At 54.6% G+C, this 22,106-nt stretch carries 22 protein-coding genes; 19 read left to right on the forward strand and 3 right to left on the reverse strand.

All coding sequences use genetic code 11. The features are described 5' to 3' along the window. Nucleotides 1-88: 88 nt before the first annotated feature. The 9 genes from ABFB09_RS02265 (at nt 89) to ABFB09_RS02305 (ending at nt 9,775) form a co-directional block, all read left to right on the forward strand. Nucleotides 89-1,465, forward strand: a complete 1,377-nt coding sequence (locus ABFB09_RS02265; protein WP_346999581.1) for a tRNA uridine(34) 5-carboxymethylaminomethyl modification radical SAM/GNAT enzyme Elp3 — start codon at nt 89-91, stop codon at nt 1,463-1,465. 208 nt (nt 1,466-1,673) lie between these two features. After that, complete coding sequence (locus ABFB09_RS02270) at nt 1,674-2,264, forward strand: 4Fe-4S dicluster domain-containing protein (RefSeq protein ID WP_346999582.1); 591 nt, start codon at nt 1,674-1,676, stop codon at nt 2,262-2,264. Next, nucleotides 2,261-3,127, forward strand: a complete 867-nt coding sequence (locus ABFB09_RS02275) for a CoB--CoM heterodisulfide reductase iron-sulfur subunit B family protein (RefSeq protein ID WP_346999584.1) — start codon at nt 2,261-2,263, stop codon at nt 3,125-3,127. The genes ABFB09_RS02270 and ABFB09_RS02275 overlap by 4 nt, the downstream gene beginning before the upstream one ends. 1 nt (nt 3,128) lies before the next feature. Then, a complete protein-coding gene (locus ABFB09_RS02280) occupies nt 3,129-6,161 on the forward strand; it encodes an FAD-dependent oxidoreductase (RefSeq protein WP_346999586.1) in 3,033 nt (1,010 codons plus the stop codon). A 23-nt stretch (nt 6,162-6,184) separates the two neighbouring features. Beyond that, nucleotides 6,185-6,628 carry a hydrogenase iron-sulfur subunit gene (locus ABFB09_RS02285; protein ID WP_346999683.1) on the forward strand — a complete coding sequence of 148 codons (444 nt, stop codon included), beginning with the start codon at nt 6,185-6,187 and terminating at the stop codon, nt 6,626-6,628. Nucleotides 6,629-6,636: 8 nt separating this feature from the next. Continuing rightward, nucleotides 6,637-6,819, forward strand: coding sequence for a hypothetical protein (locus ABFB09_RS02290; protein ID WP_346999587.1), 183 nt, complete (start codon nt 6,637-6,639; stop codon nt 6,817-6,819). Nucleotides 6,820-6,896: 77 nt separating this feature from the next. Further along, on the forward strand, nt 6,897-7,817 hold the full coding sequence (locus ABFB09_RS02295; protein ID WP_346999588.1) for a methyl viologen-reducing hydrogenase: 921 nt from the start codon (nt 6,897-6,899) through the stop codon (nt 7,815-7,817). A gap of 21 nt (nt 7,818-7,838) precedes the next feature. Further along, nucleotides 7,839-9,281, forward strand: coding sequence for a Ni/Fe hydrogenase subunit alpha (locus tag ABFB09_RS02300; protein ID WP_346999590.1), 1,443 nt, complete (start codon nt 7,839-7,841; stop codon nt 9,279-9,281). Between the two features lie 8 nt (nt 9,282-9,289). Further along, entirely contained in the window at nt 9,290-9,775 is a 486-nt protein-coding gene (locus tag ABFB09_RS02305; protein WP_346999591.1) for a hydrogenase maturation protease, read from the forward strand. Between the two features lie 209 nt (nt 9,776-9,984). Here ABFB09_RS02305 and ABFB09_RS02310 read toward each other — a convergent pair whose 3' ends face one another. From ABFB09_RS02310 to ABFB09_RS02320, 3 genes are all read right to left on the reverse strand, one after another. Continuing rightward, nucleotides 9,985-10,299: a hypothetical protein gene (locus ABFB09_RS02310; protein ID WP_346999592.1), complete on the reverse strand. Its 315-nt coding sequence runs from the start codon at nt 10,297-10,299 to the stop codon at nt 9,985-9,987. A 96-nt stretch (nt 10,300-10,395) separates the two neighbouring features. Next, nucleotides 10,396-10,872: a TlpA disulfide reductase family protein gene (locus tag ABFB09_RS02315; RefSeq protein ID WP_346999593.1), complete on the reverse strand. Its 477-nt coding sequence runs from the start codon at nt 10,870-10,872 to the stop codon at nt 10,396-10,398. A gap of 19 nt (nt 10,873-10,891) precedes the next feature. Then, nucleotides 10,892-11,581 carry a cytochrome c biogenesis protein CcdA gene (locus ABFB09_RS02320; protein WP_346999594.1) on the reverse strand — a complete coding sequence of 230 codons (690 nt, stop codon included), beginning with the start codon at nt 11,579-11,581 and terminating at the stop codon, nt 10,892-10,894. Nucleotides 11,582-11,747: 166 nt separating this feature from the next. Here ABFB09_RS02320 and ABFB09_RS02325 point away from each other — a divergent pair, with 166 nt between their 5' ends. The 10 genes from ABFB09_RS02325 (at nt 11,748) to cobS (ending at nt 22,104) form a co-directional block, all read left to right on the forward strand. After that, nucleotides 11,748-12,491, forward strand: a complete 744-nt coding sequence (locus ABFB09_RS02325; RefSeq protein WP_346999595.1) for a radical SAM protein — start codon at nt 11,748-11,750, stop codon at nt 12,489-12,491. Between the two features lie 397 nt (nt 12,492-12,888). Beyond that, complete coding sequence (locus ABFB09_RS02330) at nt 12,889-13,878, forward strand: ABC transporter substrate-binding protein (RefSeq protein ID WP_346999597.1); 990 nt, start codon at nt 12,889-12,891, stop codon at nt 13,876-13,878. A 54-nt stretch (nt 13,879-13,932) separates the two neighbouring features. Further along, a complete protein-coding gene (locus ABFB09_RS02335) occupies nt 13,933-14,886 on the forward strand; it encodes a cobalamin-binding protein (RefSeq protein WP_346999598.1) in 954 nt (317 codons plus the stop codon). 68 nt (nt 14,887-14,954) lie between these two features. Continuing rightward, nucleotides 14,955-16,022, forward strand: coding sequence for an iron chelate uptake ABC transporter family permease subunit (locus tag ABFB09_RS02340; RefSeq protein ID WP_346999599.1), 1,068 nt, complete (start codon nt 14,955-14,957; stop codon nt 16,020-16,022). 2 nt (nt 16,023-16,024) lie between these two features. Then, complete coding sequence (locus tag ABFB09_RS02345; protein ID WP_346999601.1) at nt 16,025-16,828, forward strand: ABC transporter ATP-binding protein; 804 nt, start codon at nt 16,025-16,027, stop codon at nt 16,826-16,828. 7 nt (nt 16,829-16,835) lie between these two features. Next, a complete protein-coding gene (locus ABFB09_RS02350) occupies nt 16,836-17,582 on the forward strand; it encodes an adenosylcobinamide amidohydrolase (RefSeq protein WP_346999602.1) in 747 nt (248 codons plus the stop codon). 9 nt (nt 17,583-17,591) lie between these two features. Beyond that, on the forward strand, nt 17,592-18,524 hold the full coding sequence (locus ABFB09_RS02355) for a cobalamin biosynthesis protein (RefSeq protein WP_346999603.1): 933 nt from the start codon (nt 17,592-17,594) through the stop codon (nt 18,522-18,524). Next, nucleotides 18,511-19,623 (forward strand): histidinol-phosphate transaminase, encoded by a 1,113-nt coding sequence (locus ABFB09_RS02360; protein ID WP_346999604.1) that lies wholly within the window; start codon nt 18,511-18,513, stop codon nt 19,621-19,623. The genes ABFB09_RS02355 and ABFB09_RS02360 overlap by 14 nt, the downstream gene beginning before the upstream one ends. Nucleotides 19,624-20,236: 613 nt before the next feature. After that, nucleotides 20,237-21,295: a nicotinate-nucleotide--dimethylbenzimidazole phosphoribosyltransferase gene (gene cobT / locus ABFB09_RS02365; RefSeq protein ID WP_346999606.1), complete on the forward strand. Its 1,059-nt coding sequence runs from the start codon at nt 20,237-20,239 to the stop codon at nt 21,293-21,295. Nucleotides 21,296-21,339: 44 nt separating this feature from the next. After that, entirely contained in the window at nt 21,340-22,104 is a 765-nt protein-coding gene (gene cobS, locus ABFB09_RS02370) for an adenosylcobinamide-GDP ribazoletransferase (RefSeq protein WP_346999607.1), read from the forward strand. Nucleotides 22,105-22,106: the final 2 nt, after the last annotated feature.

Below are 22,106 nucleotides of genomic sequence, written 5' to 3' on the forward strand. Positions count from 1 at the left end.
GTAAATGAAATAGTTTTCGGATTTTCAACATTAGAATTTGTTTCGAATTTAGGATTTAGTGCTTCGTATTTTTCCAATTGGAGTATAGATGAAAAAGCTTACCCGGACAATCTCCGGTGTCACACCGGTGGCGGTGATGAGCCGCCCCGCCCCGTGCCCCGGTGAGTGCGTCTACTGCCCGGATTTCAACGATACACCCCGGAGCTATACGCCGCATTCTCCGGCGGTGCTGCGGGCAGCCACCCGGGGTTATGACGCCGGGGAGCAGGTCAAGTTGCGCTTGCGCATTCTTAAGGACATGGGACACCCGACGGATAAGATAGAACTCATCGTCATGGGCGGCACCTTCCTGTCCACGCCGCTGGATTACCAGAACGGCTTCATCAAGGCCTGTTTCGATGCGCTGAACGGGACGGAAAGTGAAACGCTTACTGATGCGCAGCGTACCAATGAAACTGCGGAGCACCGGGCGGTAGGGCTGTGCATCGAGACCAGACCGGATGTCTGTGATGATGATGATGTCGCCCGTATGGTCGGCTGGGGCGCGACCCGGGTGGAGATGGGAGTCCAGACCCTCGACGACGATATCTACCGCCTGGTCAAAAGAGGTCATGATGCTTCCGCTGTCGTTGCCGCTACCGCCCGGTTGCGGAATGCCGGGCTGAAGGTGCATTACCACTGGATGCCCGGCCTGCCGGGGGCGACGCCGGAGCGTGACCTCGAGTTGACCCGTCAGTTGTTCGATGATCCGGCTTACCGCCCGGATGGATTGAAGATATACCCGACGATGGTCGTTGAAGGCACAGTGCTGGAAGACTGGCACCGCACTGGGCGTTATACGCCTTACCCTGACGAGGTGATGACCGCTCTCATCGCTTCGATGAAGAAACTGGTTCCGCCGTACGTGCGCATCTCCCGGGTATTGCGTGATATCCCGGTCGAGTACATCACCGGTGGCCTTAAAAACTCGATGCGTGACGATGTGCGGGAGCGCCTGGAGCGGGATGGGGCGGCTTGCCGCTGTATCCGCTGCCGGGAGTACGGGCACCGCATGCGGCAGAAAGCAGTGATCGGCTCACCGTCGTTACGGCGCCTGGATTACGAGACCGCGGGCGGGCGGGAGATATTCCTGTCTTATGAAGATGAAAATGGTACGTTATTCGGCATGCTCCGCTTGAGGATACAGGATTTCTTGCCGCTGGAACTCACCTCAGCGGCCGGTCCGGCCGCGTTGATCCGCGAGCTGCACGTATATGGCCCGGAAATGGAACTGGGGGAGCGGGACGATAACAGCGCCCAGCACCGGGGTTTCGGTCGGGGACTGGTAGGGGAGGCTGAACGCATCGCGCGGGAGGAATACGGGGCTTCGATGATCGCCGTGCTGTCTGGGGTCGGGGCTCGGGCGTATTACCGGGAACTGGGTTTTACGGCTGAATCCGGTTACATGGTAAAAAGTCTGGAATAATCACCTATAAACCGCATTATCAATTGACAAAATACCCGTCTTGGGTTAATATACTGACGTATGGTACTTAAGATATAGTACTGCCAATCCAAGTTGTTTGAGATACGGATTTACGTTCAATACCCCGGATTTTCGGTTGACAAGGGTACTAGGTCTGAGCTACGATGGGTCGTTCTAGGCCTAAGACTGAACACTGAGGCGTGTAGTCATGACTGAAGTTACGGCCATTCCGGAGTACTACCTGACCCCGGGACATATCAGTGAATTTGCGTCCAACATCAAGGCGATGCATGGTGTGGACGCCAATATGTGTTTCCAATGCAGCAAGTGTACCAGCGGCTGTCCCCTGGCCGAATTCATGGATATGACCCCAACACAGGTGATCCACGCCGTCCGGCTGGGTCTCAAGGATGTCGTCCTCAACACCAACACCTACTGGCTTTGCGTGGCTTGCGGTACCTGTACCGGCCGTTGTCCTCAGGAGACGGGTCTGCTCAAGATCATGGATGCGCTGGCCAATATCGCCATCCGCGAGGGTATCACGCCCAGGGAACCGGCGATAGCTGAGTTCTACAAGACCGGCCTTTCCAATATCAAACGCTTCGGCATGATGTATGAAGCCGGCGTGGCCGGCATGTTGAGCCTCAAGACCGGCACTCTTGGCCGGGATATGGGCATGGGTGTTCGCATGCTCCAAAAGGGTAAGCTTGATTTGGTTCCCCACTTCCAGAATTCCGGCGAGATGAAAAAACTGTTCAAAAAAGTGGCAAAAAAAGAGCAGGAGATGGCCGGGTCATGAAGTACGCTTATTACAACAGCTGCTCCCTTCGCTCCACCGGCAAAGAATACAACAACTCTTTACAGCACGTTTTCAAGGCTTTGGACATTGAACTCGAGGAACCCAAAAACTGGATATGCTGCGGCTCGACGCTGGCGCACAACGCTTCGGTGCTGCTGGCGGATATCCTGCCGCTAAAGAATCTCGCCGAGATCGACAAGATGGGCCTCAAAGAAGTCATGGTCCCGTGCACCGCCTGTTATAACCGCTTTAAAATCGCCCAGTCTGAAGAAAAGGGTGATCTGCGCCTCGAGCATGAGATAGAGGCGATTATCGAGCATAAATTTGAACGCCCGGTGTCGGTGCTGCACCCGCTGGAGATTCTCGCCTCGGAGGAGAACCTTGCCCGGCTGAAAAGCCTGGTTAAACGCGATCTGTCCCATCTGAAAGTGGTCAGCTACTACGGCTGCCTGCTCGTGCGTCCTCATAAGGAAACCGGGTTCAAGGATAACCCGGAATACCCGGTGACCATGGACAGGATACTTAACGCCGTGGGCATCCAGACCTTGGACTGGTCCCACAAGGTGGAATGCTGCGGCGGTTCCCTTGCCATAACCCGGCCTGACGCCGTGATGAAACTGACATCCAAGATTCTGGACGACGCGATGGCGGTCGGCGCCGTGGCGGTGGCGGTACCCTGCACCTTCTGTCAATTGAACCTCGATATCCGGCAGGAAGATCTGGCCAAACAGGGCAAAGTCTACGATATGCCGGTTTATTATTTTACAGAACTCATTGCCCTGGCTCTCGGGGTGCCGGAAAAGGACCTGATGCTGGGCAAGCATTTTGTCGAATCTGAAAAAGTTCTGGCGAGGACGACCTAGCATGGTGGATAAGACCAAAATCGGATCCGCGCTGGTGATCGGCGGCGGTGTCGGCGGCATGCAGACGGCGCTTGATCTGGCCGAGGCCGGCATCAAGGTTTATCTGTTGGATGAGGCGCCGGCTATCGGTGGCAAGATGGTCCAGCTGGACAAGACCTTCCCCACCAACGATTGCGCCATGTGTACGGTATCGCCCCGGCTGGTAAGTATCGATCGGCACCTCAATATCGAGCTCATCACCAACGCTCATGTGTTGAGTTACCAGGGCGAGGCCGGCAATTACCGGGTGAAAGTCCTTAAAAAAGCCCGGTTTGTCGATGAATCCAAGTGCACCGGGTGCAATGTCTGTATCGAAAAATGCCCGGCCAAAACGGCCAACGAATTTGACCACGGTCTGTCCAAGCGTAAGGCTATCTATACCCTCTACGCCCAGGGGGTGCCTAACGTGCCCGCCATCAACAAGGACAGCTGTATCTACTTTAAAAAGGGCAAGGGCTGCCGCGCCTGTGAAAAGTTCTGCGAGGCCGGGGCGATCCTCCTGGATCAGCAGGATGAAGAACTTGAACTCAATGTCGGCGCCGTGGTGCTGGCCCCGGGTTACGATCTCTTCGATGCCGCAGAAAAGCCCCAACTGGGCTACGGGCGCTATCCGGATGTGCTTACCAGTCTCCAGTTCGAGCGCATGCTTTCGGCCTCCGGACCCTTTGCCGGGCAGGTGATGCGCCCTTCCAACAAACAGTTGCCGCACAAGGTGGCCTTCATCCAGTGTGTCGGTTCCCGCGAGACATCTGCTGATTTCTGTTCCGCTGTATGCTGCATGTATGCTACCAAAGAGGCACTTATCCTCAAGGAGCACCACCCGGAGATAGACGTCGCCATCTTCTACATCGATCTTCGCGCTTACGGCAAGGGTTTTGAATCCTATTATGAACGCGCCAAAAAAGCCGGGGTGCGCTACGTCCGCTGCCAGCCATCGTCGCTCAAACAGATACCGTCTAATAACGAAGTCCTTATCCGCTACCAGGACAAACAGGGCCGTTTGCAGGAAGAGAACTTTGAACTGGTGATGCTGTCCTGCGGCCTCAGGCCGGCCAAAGCGGGTCAGGCACTGGCTGATGTATTCGATGTCAGGTTGACCTCCGACGGCTTTTGCCTGACCGACGGTTTGGATCCGGTTGGTACCTCCAAAGAGGGCATCTATGCCGTCGGAGCGTTCACCGGACCCAAGGATATTCCGGATACGGTGATCCAGGCCGGAGCGGCGGCTTCACGGGTGCTGGCGCTATTAGCTGAAAAGAGAGGCGAACTGCTGACCGAGCGAACTTATCCCGAGGAGAGATCTTCGGTTGACGCCTCGCTACGCATCGGCGTTTTCGTCTGTCACTGCGGTAAGAACATCTCCTCGGTGGTCAACATACCTGAAGTCGTCGATTATGCCGGGACTATCCCTGACGTGGCCTACGTCACCGATACCCTCTTTGCCTGCGCCACCGATGCCGGAGAGAAGATCAAGCAGGCCATCATCGAGCATGAACTGAACCGGGTGATCATCGCCGCCTGCACCCCCCGCACCCATGAGGGCCTTTTCCAGGACACCATGCGTGAGGTGGGACTCAATCCCTACCTCATGGAGATAGCCAATATCCGCAACCAGTGCTCCTGGGTGCACATGAACCAGCCGGTCGAAGCCACCGCCAAGGCAAAAGACATAATCCGGCTGGCAGCCGTTAAGGTTTCCCACCTGAAACCGCTCTACCCGGGTAATGTACCTGTGTCCAATGACGGATTGGTCATCGGCGGTGGGTTGGCCGGCATGACAGCGGCGCTAGGTCTGGCCGATGCCGGTTACAAAACCTGGCTGCTGGAAAAATCCGATGAGCTGGGCGGTAACTTAAAGAGAGTGAAGTTCGGCGAGCCCAGTGAGGAACCACAGGCCAAGCTCAGGGAGTTGGTCGAACGGATCAAGCTCCATCCGAATATCGAATTGCAATATAACGCGGCGGTGACGGCCTTCGAAGGATCGGCTGGCAATTTCGTGGTGGATTTTGAGACCGCCGGAGAAAAACGGCAGGTCAAAGCCGGCGCGGTTATCGTAGCCACCGGCGCCTCCGAGCATCAGCCGGTCGAGTACCTGTACGGACAAAACGACAGGGTCGTTACCCAGCTGGAACTGGAAGAGAAACTGGCGGTCGAAAAAATCGACGCCCGGACCGTGGTGATGATCCAGTGTGTCGGTTCCCGGGACGATGCCCATCCTTATTGCAGCCGTTTATGCTGCGTTCAGGCGATCAAGAATGCCATCAAGCTCAAGGCACGTCAGCCGGAGACGGAGGTGTTTATCCTCTACCGGGACATCAGGGCTTACAGCCTCCATGAGGCTGAATACAGCCGTGCCCGTAAACTGGGGGTGCGTTTCCTGCGGTATGATGCTGATCAAAAGCCGGTGGTGACCGCAGACGGCGGTAAACTCAAGGTATCGGTCGTCGATCCGGTATTGAAGGCTAAACTAAGCATTCCTGCTGATCTGCTGGTACTGTCCGCCGGAGTCGTGCCCGACGCCGAACAGGGACTGGCCAAGCTCATGAAGTTGCCGCACTCCGAGGACGGCTTTCTGATGGAGGCGCATATCAAACTCAGGCCGGTGGAATCCCCGGTTGAAGGCGTTTTTCTGGCTGGACTGGCTCATAGCCCGAAACTGGCCGATGAATCTATCGCGCAGGCCGGCGCTGCAGCCGCCAAAGCCGCTGCCATTCTTTCCAGGAATACTATCCAACTTGAAGCCTGCGTTTCGGAAGTGCTTGATGAAAATTGCGACGGTTGCGCTTATTGCGTCGATCCCTGTCCTTATGACGCGATAAAACTCATAGAGTACGCCTCCAAAGGCGCCTTGAAGAAAACGGTTGAACCTGATCCGGCCAAATGCCACGGCTGCGGTGTCTGCATGGCTACCTGCCCCAAGAAAGGCATCATGGTAAAAAACTTCTACCTGGATGAATTGTCGGATATGGTGGCGACAATTCTGACACCGGCATAAAGGAACGATAAATTATGAGTACGATGACGTCAACCGGCGCCGCTGATGCCCCCGCCGATACCGGATACCAACCGCTGATCATCTGTTTCGCTTGCAACTGGTGTTCCTACGCGGCGGCGGATCTGGCCGGGGTTTCGCGCATCCAGTATCCGCCCAACGTTCGGATCATCCGGGTGATGTGCTCCGGCATGGTTCACCCCAATCTGGTGATCGATGCCCTCACCAAGGGCGCCGACGGCGTGCTGATGTGCGGCTGCCATCCCGGTGACTGTCATTACCGTGAAGGCAATCTCAAGGCGGAGTCGCGGGCGGAAGCCATTAAATTGATGTTGCAGGACTTCGGGCTGGAAGAAGAACGGTACCGCCTGGAATGGGTTTCGGCCTCTGAGGGCGCCCGTTTCGCCCAGGTGGTTACCGATATGGTGGCCCAACTGAAGGCGTTAGGCCCAAGCCCGTACCGGATGTAAGGAGGAACATGGAACTCAGCCGCCTGTTCGAAGGAAAGAAATTCATGTGGGACGGCAGGGCCTACGATAACGAGAGTGCCGCCCGGGAGCAAGCGCAAACGTATAAAGCCGATGGCTTTGAAGTGGGCGAACTTGCTGAAGAAGGTAAATACTACCTGTTCACTCGCCGGGTGGTCGTCAGTGTCCCTTAACAACCGCTTCGCCGGCCTTCTAGTTAACCGGCTTATGTATCTGGCAGTTAGCAACAAAAAACAAGGAGGATCTGAGCATGGTACGTGTCGCTGAGGAATGGTTTGCTGTATGCGGCGGCTGCGAAGTGTCCATTTTGGACATCGGAGAGCCGCTCCTTGATCTCTTGCCCAGCCTGGAGTTCGTTCATATTCCGGTTTTAATGGATCATAAACTCTTTGGACAGACCGGTGAAAAGACGAAAATGGAAATCCCGGATGCCGATGTCGGCATCATCACCGGCAGTATCCGCACCCAGGAAAACAAAGAACTGGCTGAGGAAATGCGCCGGAAATGTAAGATTATCATCTCGCTCGGTTCGTGCGCCAACTTCGGCGGCATCCCGGCGATGGGTAACATGTATACCAATGCCGAGATCTTCGATACCAACTATCGGAGCGGCTCCAGCACCGAGTTCGGTGAGACCCCCACCCAGAATCTACCGGCTCTAACTGACCGGGTGTATTCGGTCAACGAAGTTATCAAGGTGGATGTCTCCATCCCGGGTTGCCCGCCTACCCCGGAATGGATCGCCAGCGCCCTGGTCGCTCTGCTTGAAGGTAAAACATTTAGCCTGCCGGAACGCAGCGTTTGTGACGACTGCCCCACTGTCAGGGAGAAAAAAGCCCAGGTCGACATCCGCCGGCCGCTTCAGGCCGCGGAATTCACTCCCGGCCGTTACGACAACATGCGTTGCATGAATGAGCAGGGCATCCTCTGCCTGGGTCCGGCCACCCGCACCGGCTGTGGTGGATCTGAGAAGACCCCGCGCTGCATTAAGGCCTACATGCCCTGCCGCGGCTGCTACGGCCCCATCCGCGCCGGCGCCAACCCCATGGTGGACATGATGGGCGCCCTGTCATCGGTGGGTCTGGATCCGAAACAGATCGAAGATCGCATGGCCACGTTCAATCGCTTTATCGGCGCCGGGCGTCTGCGCCCCATGCCGGCCCGCAAATAATGGTAAAAGGAAAGAAATAGTATGAAAGAAATCGTTATTCAACCGGTTTCCCGTATCGAAGGCGGGGCCAAGATAACCATTAAGCTGGACGACAACGGTAATGTGGATGACGCCCAGGTAAATATCCTGGAACTTCGCGGCTTCGAGCGCTTCTGCATCGGGCGTCCGGTAGAGGAAATGCCCCGCATCACCACCCGCATCTGCGGCGTCTGCCCCTGGTCTCACCACCTGGCATCCGCCAAAGCCTGCGACGCTGTCTTCGGCGTCACCCCACCCCCGGCCGGACGGAAACTTCGTGAGTTGTGCAACAGTATCGCCTACATGGAAGAGCACATCCTTCACTTCTACTTCCTGGGCGGCGGCGACTTCGTGATGGGCCCCGATGCCGATTACGCGGTCAGGAATGTATTCGGTATCGCCCAGAAATTGCCGGATGTCGCCCGTAACGTGGTAAAGGTACGCCACATGTGCGCTCATATGCTGGAGATCATTGCCGGCAAGTCCATTCACCCTGCGGCGGCGGTCCCCGGCGGCTTCTCCAAACCCCTGATGGAAGAAGAGCGCAAGAAGCTCATTCCCATGGCGCAGGAAGCCTTCGAACTGGCTAAATTCTCCATCGACTACGCCAAGAAGAACATCTTCCCGGCTTACATCGAAGCTGTCAAAACGGTAGGCGTCATCAAGACCGGCTTCCTGGGTACGGTTAAAGACGACGGGACCATGGATCTCTACGACGGCAAACTGCGCATGATGGACGCGGAAGGCAAATACGAAGACTTTGAAGCCAAAGACTACCTTGACTACATCTCGGAGCACATCGAATCGTGGACCTACGTCAAATTCCCCTATAACAAGAAATGGGGCGAGTTCTCCATGGATCCCGAAAATCCGACCGGTATCTACCGCGTAAACACCCTGGCCCGCATGAACGTGGCTGATAAACTGAGCACTCCGCTGGCCCAGGCTGAATTGGAAGAGTTCCGCGCCGCCTTCGGCCGCCCGGCGCAGGCAACGCTGCTGTACCATTGGGCGCGCCTGATAGAAATTCTCTATAATGCCGAGAAGACGCTCGAACTACTCAACGATCCTGAAATCACCAGCACCAAGACCCGGGTGCCGGTAACTCCCCGGGCCGCCAGGGGCGTGGGCTGCACCGAAGCCCCCCGCGGCACCCTCATCCATGATTACACCACGGATGAGAACGGTCTGGTGACCGCGGCCAATCTGATCGTGGCTACTTGCCAGAATAACGCCCCGATCAACATGTCGGTCAAACAGGCCGCCAAGCTGCTGATCAAGGACGGCAAGTACGATCAGGGCATCCTGAACATGGTAGAGATGACCATCCGCGCGTACGATCCCTGTTTGTCCTGCGCCAGTCACGACCTGAACGGTCAGCTGGGCTGCAAACTGGATATCGTCGGCGCTGACGGAAAACTTATCGAGACACTGTCCAACCACTAATGGAATACATGCCGGATTACTACCGCAGGGACCTCCTGATATTGGGAGTGGGTAATCCGCTCTTCGGTGACGATGGATTTGGCCCGGCCGTGGCGGACGAACTGGAACGCCGCGGCCGGGTGCCGTCTTTTGCGGCAGTGCTCGATGTGGGTACCGGGGTACGGGAGATACTATTCGATCTCATCCTGGCCACCGAGCGCCCGCGGGAAGTGGTCATCGTGGACGCTCTGGACTGCGGACGGGAACCGGGGGAGATCTTCAAGGTGATGATCGATGAGGTGCCCGCCATAAAAAGTCATGACTTCTCGCTGCACCTTGCCCCGAGCTTGAACCTGCTGAAAGAACTACGGGATAACGCCGGAGTGACGGTGACCATCCTGGCCGCCCAGCCGGAACCAATACCGGAGATGGTCACCGGCGGTTTATCCACCGCGGCGCAAAAAGCGGTACAGGAAGCCTCCGACTACATCGAAGCGAATTACTTCAAGACCTGAAATTCTTCCCAAGTAGTAAGGGCACGGCACGCCGTGTCCTCCCCGTTCGTCAACTTGTAGGGGCGAGGCATGCCTCGCCCGCCCGATCGTCGCCTTTACGACAATACCCCCGCCCGGCACCAATTCGCGTCTCTCCCTTTCGTAAAGGGAGATTAAGAAGGATTTCGTCTCCCACGCCCCCGGCGGCATTCAACCGATAAAGACAGATATCAGGCGTTCTCGTCGGACCAGTTCTGCATGATGCGCTTGATGCGTTCCGCCAGTTTGGGGGAAGATCTCAGCCGCTGGATCAGCACGGGGCAGGCCTCTACCATGGAGTTTTGCACCGCCTGAGCCATATTGGCCAGCATGCCCTGCATCATGGCGTCATCCGGTATGTTGATGATTCCGCTTTGTTGTTGTGACTCCATCTGGCGGCGGACGTCTTCGGTGGAAAACCGCATCGGCATGGCGCAGGATTTGTACCAAGGGCATTCCCGGCACTGGGCGATGTTGCTGGCTTCACTGAGAATATCTTCGGTCATAATTTTTACCTCGATTGTTTTTGTAATCGTCGCTGCTGACGTCCCCGGCGGAGGCGGCCGGTCGCGTTGGACTACATCTAATTATACACCATGCGGCTAATCGAGTTTGCTTAAAGCCCTTTCCAGTTCCGCCTGACTGGCGAAGGCGCCAACTTGAAGATCGATGATTTCCCCTTCCTTATCAATGAGAAAGGTGGTAGGGGTAAAGCGGAGGCCGTAGCTAGCGGCCACGTCAGCGTTCACGTCTAGCAGGACCGGGAAAGTATAGCCATTCTGAGACATGAAAGTGTCCAGGTCTGCGGCGGAGTTCCTGATGGCGATGGTAAGGATGATGGTCTCATTGGCCGAATTATGGACTGCCTGGAAGTGCGGTAATTCCTCGATACATGGCGGGCAACTCAACTGCCAGAAATTGATTACCACCGCCTGACCCTGGAACTGGTTCAGGGACACAGTCTCGCCATTAAGGCTTTGAAGAGTAAAGCCGGGTGCGGTGCCCTTTGGTTCTGTGGCGCAACCGGCCAGAACGAGGACTATCACTACTAGTGCCGTAAAAACGCTTCGTTTGAACATGATCGTACCTTTTTTTTAATTATACCGCCAATACGTTGAGTTTACCCATTAGAATCAAGAACCCCACCGTCACCAGAGCGACACCGCCGATAATGTAAAACCAGATGGTGTAACGGCTCATCCGGCGGAGAAGGGGCAGCGCGGAACCCATGGCCAGGCCGATAGCCAGGAAAGGAATCCCCAGGCCAAGGGAATAGACCAGCAAGAGCCCACTGCTTTGCCACATGGTATCACCGGTAACTGCCATGGTGAGGATGCTGCCCAGGATAGGGCTGACGCAGGGTGTCCAGGCGAAGGTGAAAACGGCGCCGGTCATGAAAGAGCGCAGGTAGCCTCCCCTCCCGACCCGTACGTTGATCCTTTTTTCGAAATTCAGCCCGGGGAAACGCGCCGCCGCCAGCATATATGCGCCGAATAGAACCAGTATCGATCCGGTCACGTAGCGCACGACTGCCGAGTCGGAACTGATGAAACTGCCGGTCAGGCCGGCAATCGCGCCGAGAGCGGTAAAGATCAAGCTGAATCCGAGCACGAAGGCGAGTGCGTGGAAGAAGAAAACCGGGCGATTTAGAGTTTGAACCTTGCCAGGATCGAGAAATTCAGGCCCGGCCAGTGCCGAAAGATACACCGGCACCATTGCCAAAATGCAGGGAGATAGAAAGGAAACCAAACCGGCTCCCAGAGCCACCAGCAGATTTACGTTTTCCATCGTTGCCTTACGATTATATCATGTTGTCGGGGGAACCAATGAAAGCAGTAATTTAGCTTGACGATAATTAACCACAATAGGTGGTAACTTTACCGTTTATCCGTCTTGAGTGTATACTTGGTCGCCGGTTATTAGGTTGCGACATGTCGAGAGGAGTCATTAAACGTTGAAGGTTTATCACATCGCTTATGAGCCGTCCTATGGTTCAGTGGACATCCATATATGGACCAAGTGTACGCTTGATTGCAAAGCGTGTTATACCAATTGGGAGCTTTACGATTTCAGCCTGTACGACGACGCCATTGCTGAAATCATAACCCGTGAGCGCCAGACGCCTCCGGATAAATTCCTGGCTTACGACGAAGTCATCGGATTATTGAAGCCTCTTGAGATCAAATATGCTGTTTTCATGGGTACCGAAGCTGCGCTCGATCCGGAATTGCCCAAACTTGCCAAAGAACTTCATGAAAAATGGCATTCCTACAACATCCTTTTGACTAACGGCATGGTCATGCCCGACCTCGCCGATATCGACCAGGTAATTTTCAGTATCAAGGCCTTTTCCGAGGATATCTACCGGGAATATACCGGCCGGTCCAATAAATCCGCCCTCAAGAACTTCGCAGAAATTGCAAAATCGGGAAAGAACCTTCATGCGGAAGTAGTCTATATTCCGGAGTTGATTGAAGCGGATGAGATCGAAAAGGTAGCCCAGTTCGTCGCATCCATCGACCCGAACATTCCGTTCCGTATCGACGCTTATTTTCCGGTGCCGGAATGTCCCTGGCGCCCAGCATCGAACGCCGAAGTGGAGCACGCGGCGGAGCTGGCCAAGAAACACATGAAGAACGTTACCATCCTGACCCTCGATATGAAACGCATCGGCGACAAGGCACTGCGTATTTTCTGATAGCCATTGTTCGTCTCCGGTATGGCAATCCTTTTCCGTTCTGACGCGGCTTCACAGATCGCGTGAGCGATCAAAGGTTTTGTCGGAACAGGGTACAGAATTTACAAATCAGGTGCGTCTGTGACGCTCTTCTGTACCCGCGTTCGGTTGCAGTGTTTATGGCAGGTCGGTTTACACATCCAAATGCCTCTTCGTAATCCCACGGCTTTCTGATTGTACGCTGCCGGTTATTACCGGTTGGCCAGCAATATTGAACCGCCTACACACATTGGCCTTTTCCAAATCATAAAATATCTTGCAGGGTTGACATGCTGGGTGGATTTCACTATACTGAACACAAATAAAATTAATCAAAAGCAAGTCTAATTGTATAACACAAAAAAAGGAGGGATCCCAGGTGGAATTCCAAGGCAAACCAATACGCATAGGCAAGAAAATGATCATACTTGGAATCGCGGCGCTCAGTATTATTTTGCCGCTAGGGTTGACCGCATGCGGTACGGACGCTGTGACTCCGCCCCAGACAACGGATTCGGCTGTATTCCCGATGACTATCACTGATGATGCGGGTAGAACAGTAACAATTGCCAAACAACCTGAGAAGATAGTGTCTTTGATTCCTAGTCATACCGAAAACCTTTTCGCGTTAGGGGTGGGCAACAAGGTTGTTGGCGTCGATGATTTTAGCGATTATCCGCCGGCGGCTTTGGATAAGCCCAAGATGGGTAACTTATTCTCAGTGAACTATGAAGCTATAGTAAGCGCCGTTCCTGATCTTGTTTTAGTAGATATTTCCGCGGTTGGTATGGGTGTGGTTGACCAGCTGACGAACGTATTGGGGAACACCCCGGTCGTGGTGATAAAGGGCACCAGCGTATCAAGTTTTCAAGAAGTTTATGATTCTATCGGGCTCATGGGAAAAATCGTCGGGGCACCCGAGAAGGCTGAACAGATAGTATCCGACATGAAGGCAAGGGTTAAGGCAGTAACGGATAAAACCAGCGGACTTACAGCCGCGCAAAAACCGCGGACCGTTTACATCATCTGGCCTGAGCCGATGTATATTCATGGTAGTAATGGTTTGGGCTCCGCGTTGATCGTGGCTGCCGGAGGATTGAATATATTCATCGATAACACCGGTGATGCTGTACAACTGGAAGAGCTTGTCAGTCGCAACCCTCAGATTATTCTGGCTTCAGCCAGCGAAAGTATGGGGGATTTTGCCTATCAGTTCGCTTTGACCGATTCGAGGCTTGACACTACCGAAGCCAAAATTAATGGTGCTATATATGGGATGAATGACGATTTTACCGCACGTCCGGGTCCTCGGCTGGTCGAGGGATTAGAATCTATGGCCAAACTATTGCACCCTGAATTGTTTGGTTAAAGCGATTTGGTACTTCGTCGGCATCGATCTACAGAATTTGGAATGAGGGAATATATGAAAGCCGGTAAAATAGTCACCTTAGCAACGGCGCTGCTCGTGGCGGTTCTTGGACTCAGTTTAATTCCCGGTTGTACCGAGGAAGAAACGCCGATAGTAATTCCTGAAACGATTTATCCGTTGACCATTGTCGATCAACTGGACCGAACAGTCACGATCAACGCAGAGCCACAGCGGATCATCTCCCTGGCTCCCAGCAACACCGAAATCGTATATGCGCTTGGATTAGAAGATAAGCTGGTCGGCGTTACTACCTATTGCAACTATCCGGCGGCCGCGTTGGAAAAACCAAAGGTTGGCGGGTTTTCGACAGCTGATGTCGAATTGATAACCGCAGCGCAACCGGATCTCATCATCGCTGCCAATATCCATGCGAGTAAGGTAATTCCGCAACTCGAAGCACTAGGATTTACGGTCATCGCTCTAAGTCCGGATAATCTTAACGAGGTTCTTGAGGCAATCGAGATGGTGGGTAAAGTGGCAAACGTGAATGAGATTACTCAACCGCTGGTTGACGGGCTTACTGCTCGGGTCAATGCCGTAACCAGTAAAACTCAGACCCTGAATCAAAGTCAGTTAACCCGCACGTTCTATATCGTCTGGCATGAGCCGCTGCAGAGTATCGGTAGTACCTCCTTTATTAACAGCCTGATAAGTGTCGCCGGCGGTGTGAATATTGTCGGGGAGATAAACGAAAAATATCCCAAGGTCAGCCCGGAAACCGTACTTGGGAAAGATCCTCAGGTAATCATCGCCCAGATCGGTATGGGGTCTGGTGAGGATCTGCCGCTGCAGTGGGCAAAAACCGAGCCTTTGCTGGCAAGTGTAAGCGCCAGAGTGAACGGTCAGGTTTTCGGAGTGATTTCTGATGTCGTCGGGCGTTCCGGCCCGCGGATCGTGGACGCGTTGGAAGAATTGGCAAAGATGATTCACCCGGAGCTTTTCAGTTAGAATACGGGGTGGGTCGGTGAATTTACCGGCCCACCCTTTCTGATCTTGTTATTGAGGAAACAATTTATTTGAGCGTATCTGATATTCAGGCTCGAGCGGCGGCGATTTCTAAGACCTGGAAAAGCCGCACGATTGCAATCGGGATTCTCTTTATCGTTCTCGTGTTGGTCGGTGTCTTTGCCATTACACTGGGCAGTGTCCAGATACCGTTCGGCACCACTTTTGAGATTTTGTTCTCAAAGCTTCCCTTCATCACCTCAGATCCGGATTGGTCCCCCGCTTTTGAGACTATCATCACCAATATCCGGTTGCCGCGGGTAATGCTGGCAGGTATCGTTGGACTGGCATTAGCGGTAGCTGGCGCTTCCTATCAGGGACTGTTCCGTAATCCCCTGGCTGATCCGTACTTGATAGGAGTCGCCCAGGGTGCCGCGCTTGGTGCGGTATTGGGCTTTTTATTCCCGGTGGCTTTTCTCGGCGGGACGATTATTCCGATTTTTGCCTTCATTGGGGCTTTGGTCAGTGTGGGTGTCGTTTATATGCTTGCCAGGGTGGGAGGTATGATACCGGTCACGACGCTTATCCTGGCCGGCGTGGCCATGGGTTCTCTTTTCTCGGCTATGGTATCTTATTTGATAACTATCAGCGGGGACAAGATCCATGGCATCATATTTTGGATGATGGGCAGTTTTTCATCCAGCCAGTGGTCTGAGGTCAGGATAACCTGGCCGCTTATTCTTGTGGGAGTGGCGATAATTTTCCTGTTTGCCCGGGCACTGAACATCATGCAGCTTGGCGAAGAACAGGCAAAACAACTGGGCGTTGACGTTGAGAAGGTCAAGATTATCTTATTGGCCGTTTCCACGTTAATCACCGCCGCCGCGGTTTCTTTTGTCGGCATTATTGGGTTTGTCGGCATTATCGTTCCCCATGCGGTACGGTTGATCTGGGGACCGGACCACCGGTTTTTGTTACCGCTTTCAGCTTTGGTTGGGGCGATTTTCATGATCCTGGCTGACATTGTGGCCAGGACGCTGCTAGCACCGACAGAAATACCTATCGGTATTATAACCGCCATATGCGGCGCTCCATTTTTTCTGTATCTGCTTAGAAAACGCACCAAGGTGTTGTTCTAATCATGCTTACCATTGAATTAAAGAACGTATCCGTTTCTTACGGCGAAAAAGAAGTAGTTCATGATGTCAGTTTCCGCATGGTCCCGGGAGAAATGGTCGGGTTGGTCGGTCCCAATGGTTCGGGCAAATCCACTCTGATCAAATCTTTAAGCCGGATTCTAACGCCGGTTAAAGGGAGCATTACCGCCAACGGTGATGATATCTCACGTCTTGGAAGGCGCGAGTTAGCCAAACTCATCAGTGTTGTCCCCCAAACCCCTTGGCTGCCCAGCGCCTATACCGCTTTTGAGATAGTTCTCATGGGCAGGAATCCCCATTTAGGGCCTCTTCAATATGAAGGAGAAAAGGACCTGACCATCGCCTGGGATGCTATGGAAAGGGCAGGCGTCCAGCAGTTCGCAGAGCGCAGAATTTCCGAGCTTTCCGGCGGTGAAATACAGAGTGTTTTGATAGCCAGAGCGCTTGCTCAGCAAACCGAGGGCATTCTGCTGGATGAACCTACGGCCAATCTGGATATCGGGCGACAGATCGATGTGTTGAATCTGATCAAAGAGGAATGTCACCAACGTCATCTCACCGTCATCGCCGCCATTCATGATTTGAATTTGGCGGCGCATTATTGTGAAAAACTGGTCCTGATACGGCGCGGTGAATTATTCGCTTTCGGTACGCCGGCTGAAGTGATTACAACTGACAATATTTGCCAGGTATACGGGCCCGGGTCCTATGTCCACGCTCACCCGCTGACAGGATTGCCCGCGGTCCTGCCTCGGGTCGGTAATATTAAAGAAAACAGATGTGGATAAACGGTGCATGAGTAAAGACACCCGTAGCGAAGTATTAGGCTGCTTTCACGGCGTTACCGCTGAGATCGTCCATCACCGGATCTGGAATGAGCCTTCCAACGCCTTGCTCCTGTACCTGCCTGAGCCGCAGCGGACACTGTCCGGGTTGCAAGGGTATCGTAAAGCCAGCGTCGTGGCTAACTGCCATATACCGCAACCATTATGGATGAAACTTCATGACCCTGAATGTGATTGGCGCGGCTATTTCCGGCAGATCCTTAAGTCGAATTCTCTCGGCTGCAACCTGTCGCTGGACAACGCCACCATGCTTTCCACCGGCGTGACCATGGAGCACTTAGCCTGGAGCGAGGCGACCGACGGGGAGTTATGGGCTATGGCGTTTGTCACCGCCGGCGTCGAGGGTAACGCCCTGCGGGTCGGAGTGGATACCGGCCGGCATCACAACCCGGTGGGCACCATCAACACCATCGTTTTTTCTTGCGCCGAACTCACCCAGGCGGCGCTGGCGGCGTCCTTCATCACCATCACTGAGGCCAAGGTGGTCGCCTTGGAGGATATGGGGATCAAGAGCGCCTACACTCCTTCGCTTCAGGCCACCGGCACCGGTACCGACCAGATCGTGACCGTGTCCGGCAAGACCGCAAAGTGTACATATGTCAGCGGACATACTAAAATAGGCGCACTGATGGCCCGCGCGGTCACCGCCGCTACCAAGGAAGCCATCGCAAAACGCCGCAAGGTGCTTTATAGTTAGGGAGCTCCGTTGGACATAATACTGATTCTGCTGGTCGCCCTGGCGGTTGAGTTTATTATTGGCGACCCGCCCAACGCCATTCATCCCGTGGCGTGGCTGGGCAAGGTCATTTCTTTTTTTGAACGCTTCGGCCTCCGGGCCGGCAAGACTTATCAGTTCCTTTACGGCGCGCTAATTACCGTTATCCTGATGCTGGCCGTCGCGGCTGCTGCCTGGTTTCTGGTTGAATGGCTCAAGAGCATTCATTATATCCTCTATATCGTCGTCACCGGTATTCTGCTCAAGGTCAGCTTCAGCTTCGTGTATCTACGCAAGACCGCTCTGCACATCAAGCAGCTTATTGAGAAGGATGAGACTATCGACCAGGGGCGTTTCGAGTTGAGGGCTCTGGTCAGCCGCGATACTTCGAAATTATCGCGGCCGTACCTCGTGTCGGCCACTGTTGAGTCGGTCTCGGAGAGCCTTTGCGACAGCTTGGTATCGCCCATATTTTTCTTTTTACTGTTTGGGTTGCCGGGCGCCTTCGCCTTCCGCGTGGTCAGCACCTTCGACAGCATGGTTGGCTATCGCGGTAAATACGAATATCTGGGTAAGTTTCCCGCCCGCCTCGACGACGTCCTTAATTATATCCCGGCGCGCCTCTCCGCCTTGGTGGTGATCGTCGCCGCTTACCTTACGAAGATGGGAGCCCGCCGAGCCTGGCACATTGCCAAATCGGATCATCTCAAGACCGAGAGCCCGAATGCCGGCTGGCCGATGGCGGCGGCGGCGGGGGCGCTGGGGGTACAGTTCGAGAAGATCGATCACTACCGACTGGGTAGGGCTGACCGCCCGATGACACCCGATGTCGTCGAGGATTCTTTGCGTCTGATCAACAGCGCCACTATGGTCTGGTTCATCATTTGCTTTGCCGTAGGGGGGATGATCATTGCTCTCACCTAGGCCGGAGATCGCCGCTCTGGAAGCCTGCTATCACGGCGGGCCGAACTATGCCGAATTCGAAAAACTCGGCATTGACCCGGACGATGTCCTCGATTTCAGCTCCAATTCCAACCCTTACCCTTTCAAACTCGATTTCAACCTGGAAAACGTGATCATCGACCATTATCCGGATTCGGATTCGACGGACCTAAGAAGAATCATTGCTTTTCAAAATGGCCTCGACGCTGATAGCGTCATCTTCGGCAACGGCAGCATGGAGATCATCCGGCTGGTAGCCCAGGCCTATTTCAGTACCGGCGACCGGGTGCTAATTCTGAAGCCGACATTCGGGGAATACGAGTTGGCGTGCCGCATCGCCGGCGCAGAGATCATCGAGTTGTGGGCTGAAGAAAAGGATAATTTCAGGTTCGATGTAAAACGGTGCATCGACCTGATCAAGCAGTTGAAGCCCAAAGCGCTCTTCCTCTGCAACCCCGACAACCCCACCGGCCAGTACTTGACCAGGGCCGAGATCGAATCGGTGTTGTCGTCGATGGACGGCGGCCTCGTCATTCTCGATGAAGCCTATATCGCTTTTACCGAGGGCGCCTGGAGTTCGGTCGATCTGGTACCCGGGGGCAATCTGATCATCGTCCGGAGCATGACCAAGGACTATGCCCTTGCCGGTTTGCGTTTGGGTTATGCCATGGCTCATCCGGACATCATCGAGAACCTGTGCAAGGTCAAACCGCCCTGGAACGTGAACGCGGTAGCCCAGCGGACCGGCCTCCAGGCACTGGCTGACAACGCCTATATCCTGCGTAGCGACAGCCTTCTCCGCAAGAACCGGGATTACCTTATCGGTGAATTCACCTCGTTAGGCTACCGGATCGTGCCGACGCGCACCAACTTTTTCCTGATGAAGGTCGGCCTGGCGGGTGAATTCCGTATGGCGCTCATGAAGCACGGCGTCATCGTCAGAGATTGCACTTCCTTCGGTTTACCCGACTATGTTCGCATCGCCCCGCGAACGCTCCCAGAATGCCGTCGCCTGGCACAGGCGGTTAGATCATTGAGCTGGGGGACGGACAACGTAACAAATCATCAATGCCCCGGATAAGCATCGATTCTTCTCGGTCTCTTCACCAATAATTAGATGGTCGCGATATCAGGCACCCCTTCGCGTCTCTCCCTTCCGTAAAGGCTTGTCCTGAGTGAAGCGAAGGATAGATTATGAGGGATTTATGATGCCCCCGTTACATCGGATGTCACCGACCTGTTTATTTTCCAAACCCGCCAAAATCCTATTGACAATTCCTTTACTAGGGCCTTATCATATGTTCTCTATACCTTGCCATTGTATAGCCGATGGCAGTACATAATACGTCCGTTGGGACATGCCGCGCTTGAACCAACGGAATCGGGGCCGAGTCCTCCCGTGAATCCCGGACTGTCAATAACAACAGGAATTGAATCATTTGTTTTATAACCCTGACAACTCTTGGAACTTGCGATTTGAGACTCGCGACCCGGAAAATGAATTGAGTTATTTGATTCAATTTGTTGTTGCGAAACAATCTCGCGTTTGGACAACCGGATCCTAATCGTCGAAAATCGGAATTGTTTCCTGAAAAAAGCATTGCGAAAAAACAAATAATCAGTTTCTCTAAATCGGTCCGCTGGCCACACGGTGAGTGAGCGACAGAAAATAATGAAAAAGGGGAATAAAAATCATGGGTGAATTACTCAACAAGACCATAGCGTCCATCAAACCGCTGGATGATGCAGCGATGAAGAAAGCTTCCGCCCGGCAGGATATGCTGACCAAACCCCAGGGTGCGCTGGGCCGCCTGGAGGAGATCTCGATCCGGCTGGCCGGTATTCAGGGTAAAACACTGCCGGTCATCAAGGATAAAGCTATCATTACCATGGCCGGAGACCACGGCGTGGTGGCCGAAAAAGTCGGCAATTATCCCCAGGAAGTTACCCCCCAGATGGTGCTCAATTTCGTCCGCGGCGGCGCGGCGATCAACGTCATCGCCCGTCAGATCGGCGCCAGGGTGGTCGTGGTCAACATGGGCGTCGCCGGTGAACTGCCCGCCGATATCCCGGTGGTCGATAAACTCGTCGCCAGGGGTACCGCCAATATCGCAAAGGGTCCGGCCATGACCGAAGCCCAGGCCATTCAGGCTGTCGAAGCCGGCATCGAGGTGGTCAACGCCGAGATCGACAAAGGCCTGGACATCGTCGGTACCGGGGACATGGGCATTGGCAACACCACCCCCTCCGCCGCCATCTGCGCCGTCATGACCGGTCAGGCTGTGGGTAAGGTAACCGGACGCGGCACCGGTCTTTCCGATGAGCAGCTGGAGCATAAGATCAAGGTCATCGAAGGCGCTATCACCCTCAATAACCCTGACCCGAAGAACGGTCTCGACGTTCTCGCCAAGCTCGGCGGTTTCGAGATCGGCGGTATCGCCGGCGTGATCCTGGGTGCGGCTGCCCGCGGTGTACCGGTAGTCGTCGACGGATTCATTTCCGGCGCGGGCGCCCTAATCGCTGAAGCTCTGGCGCCCTTGTCCCGGGAGTATATGTTCCTCGGTCACCTGTCGGTGGAACCCGGGCACAGGATCATGGCCGAAAAACTCGGTCTGAAACCGATTGTCACCCTGGATCTGAGATTAGGCGAAGGCACCGGCGCCGCCATCGGCATCTTTATCGCCGAAACATCCACCAGGTTGCTGGCAGAAATGGCCACTTTCGGCGAAGCCGGTGTCTCTGAGGCGGAATAGCTTAAACAAGATTGCGATGGCTTAGAGAGGTTTAAAGAGAAAAAGTGTCATTCTTGGCGGCTTTGCGATTTTTGACCAGCATCCCAATTCCGTTCCGGCGGGAGAACTGGGATCGCCCTCTAAGCCAGCAGCAGTTTGCCCGCTCGCTGGTGTATTATCCGTTCATCGGTCTCGTTATCGGTGGCATCCTGTGCGGCCTGTACTGGCTTTTCAGCCACTTTCTACCGGTCTTCCTCGCTGATGCCCTGCTGCTCGGCAGCCTGGTCATGCTGACCGGCGGACTGCACCTGGACGGGGTTATCGATACCTTCGACGGACTGGCTGGCGGCCACCGGGTGCCGGAGCGCCGCAAGCAGATCATGAAGGAACCGGGCGCCGGTGCTATCGGCGTGGTGGCGGCTATCGTGCTGCTGCTGTTAAAATTTACGGCACTTATCAGCGTTCCGGAATCGGTGATCTACTCTGCCCTCATCCTGATGCCGGTGCTCAGCCGCTGGGCGATGGTGTATGCTGTTTTCAGGTACCCTTACGCGCGGGAGCAGGGGATGGGTAAGGAGCTTAAAGGCGGTTCCGCGGCCATCGTTCCGGTGCTGGCGACCCTATCTGCTTTGGCGATCGCTGCCCTAACCGCGGGCTGGCGGGGAATCGTGGCCATGCTGGTCATCTGGCTCCTGACGGTGATGCTGGCCCGCTTTTTCCAGGGGAAGTTCCAGGGACTCACCGGGGACACCTACGGAGCGATCAATGAGATCAGTGAGTTTGCCGTATTGCTTTTAGTCGTGCTATTCTCTTTCAACAATTGGTTCTAGGA

Source organism: Dehalogenimonas sp. THU2 (genome assembly GCF_039749495.1).
Lineage (GTDB): Bacteria > Chloroflexota > Dehalococcoidia > Dehalococcoidales > Dehalococcoidaceae > Dehalogenimonas.

What these genes read in the sequence shown, in the direction of transcription:
- ABFB09_RS02310 (WP_346999592.1), bottom strand. Translation starts at nt 10,299, where the DNA reads ATGACCGAAGATATTCTCAGTGAAGCCAGCAACATCGCCCAGTGCCGG.
- ABFB09_RS02270 (WP_346999582.1), top strand. Translation starts at nt 1,674, where the DNA reads ATGACTGAAGTTACGGCCATTCCGGAGTACTACCTGACCCCGGGACAT.
- ABFB09_RS02315 (WP_346999593.1), bottom strand. Translation starts at nt 10,872, where the DNA reads ATGTTCAAACGAAGCGTTTTTACGGCACTAGTAGTGATAGTCCTCGTT.
- ABFB09_RS02345 (WP_346999601.1), top strand. Translation starts at nt 16,025, where the DNA reads ATGCTTACCATTGAATTAAAGAACGTATCCGTTTCTTACGGCGAAAAA.
- ABFB09_RS02300 (WP_346999590.1), top strand. Translation starts at nt 7,839, where the DNA reads ATGAAAGAAATCGTTATTCAACCGGTTTCCCGTATCGAAGGCGGGGCC.
- ABFB09_RS02295 (WP_346999588.1), top strand. Translation starts at nt 6,897, where the DNA reads ATGGTACGTGTCGCTGAGGAATGGTTTGCTGTATGCGGCGGCTGCGAA.
- ABFB09_RS02290 (WP_346999587.1), top strand. Translation starts at nt 6,637, where the DNA reads ATGGAACTCAGCCGCCTGTTCGAAGGAAAGAAATTCATGTGGGACGGC.
- ABFB09_RS02265 (WP_346999581.1), top strand. Translation starts at nt 89, where the DNA reads ATGAAAAAGCTTACCCGGACAATCTCCGGTGTCACACCGGTGGCGGTG.
- ABFB09_RS02335 (WP_346999598.1), top strand. Translation starts at nt 13,933, where the DNA reads ATGAAAGCCGGTAAAATAGTCACCTTAGCAACGGCGCTGCTCGTGGCG.
- cobT (WP_346999606.1), top strand. Translation starts at nt 20,237, where the DNA reads ATGGGTGAATTACTCAACAAGACCATAGCGTCCATCAAACCGCTGGAT.
- ABFB09_RS02275 (WP_346999584.1), top strand. Translation starts at nt 2,261, where the DNA reads ATGAAGTACGCTTATTACAACAGCTGCTCCCTTCGCTCCACCGGCAAA.
- ABFB09_RS02350 (WP_346999602.1), top strand. Translation starts at nt 16,836, where the DNA reads ATGAGTAAAGACACCCGTAGCGAAGTATTAGGCTGCTTTCACGGCGTT.
- ABFB09_RS02280 (WP_346999586.1), top strand. Translation starts at nt 3,129, where the DNA reads ATGGTGGATAAGACCAAAATCGGATCCGCGCTGGTGATCGGCGGCGGT.
- ABFB09_RS02305 (WP_346999591.1), top strand. Translation starts at nt 9,290, where the DNA reads ATGCCGGATTACTACCGCAGGGACCTCCTGATATTGGGAGTGGGTAAT.
- ABFB09_RS02320 (WP_346999594.1), bottom strand. Translation starts at nt 11,581, where the DNA reads ATGGAAAACGTAAATCTGCTGGTGGCTCTGGGAGCCGGTTTGGTTTCC.
- ABFB09_RS02285 (WP_346999683.1), top strand. Translation starts at nt 6,185, where the DNA reads ATGACGTCAACCGGCGCCGCTGATGCCCCCGCCGATACCGGATACCAA.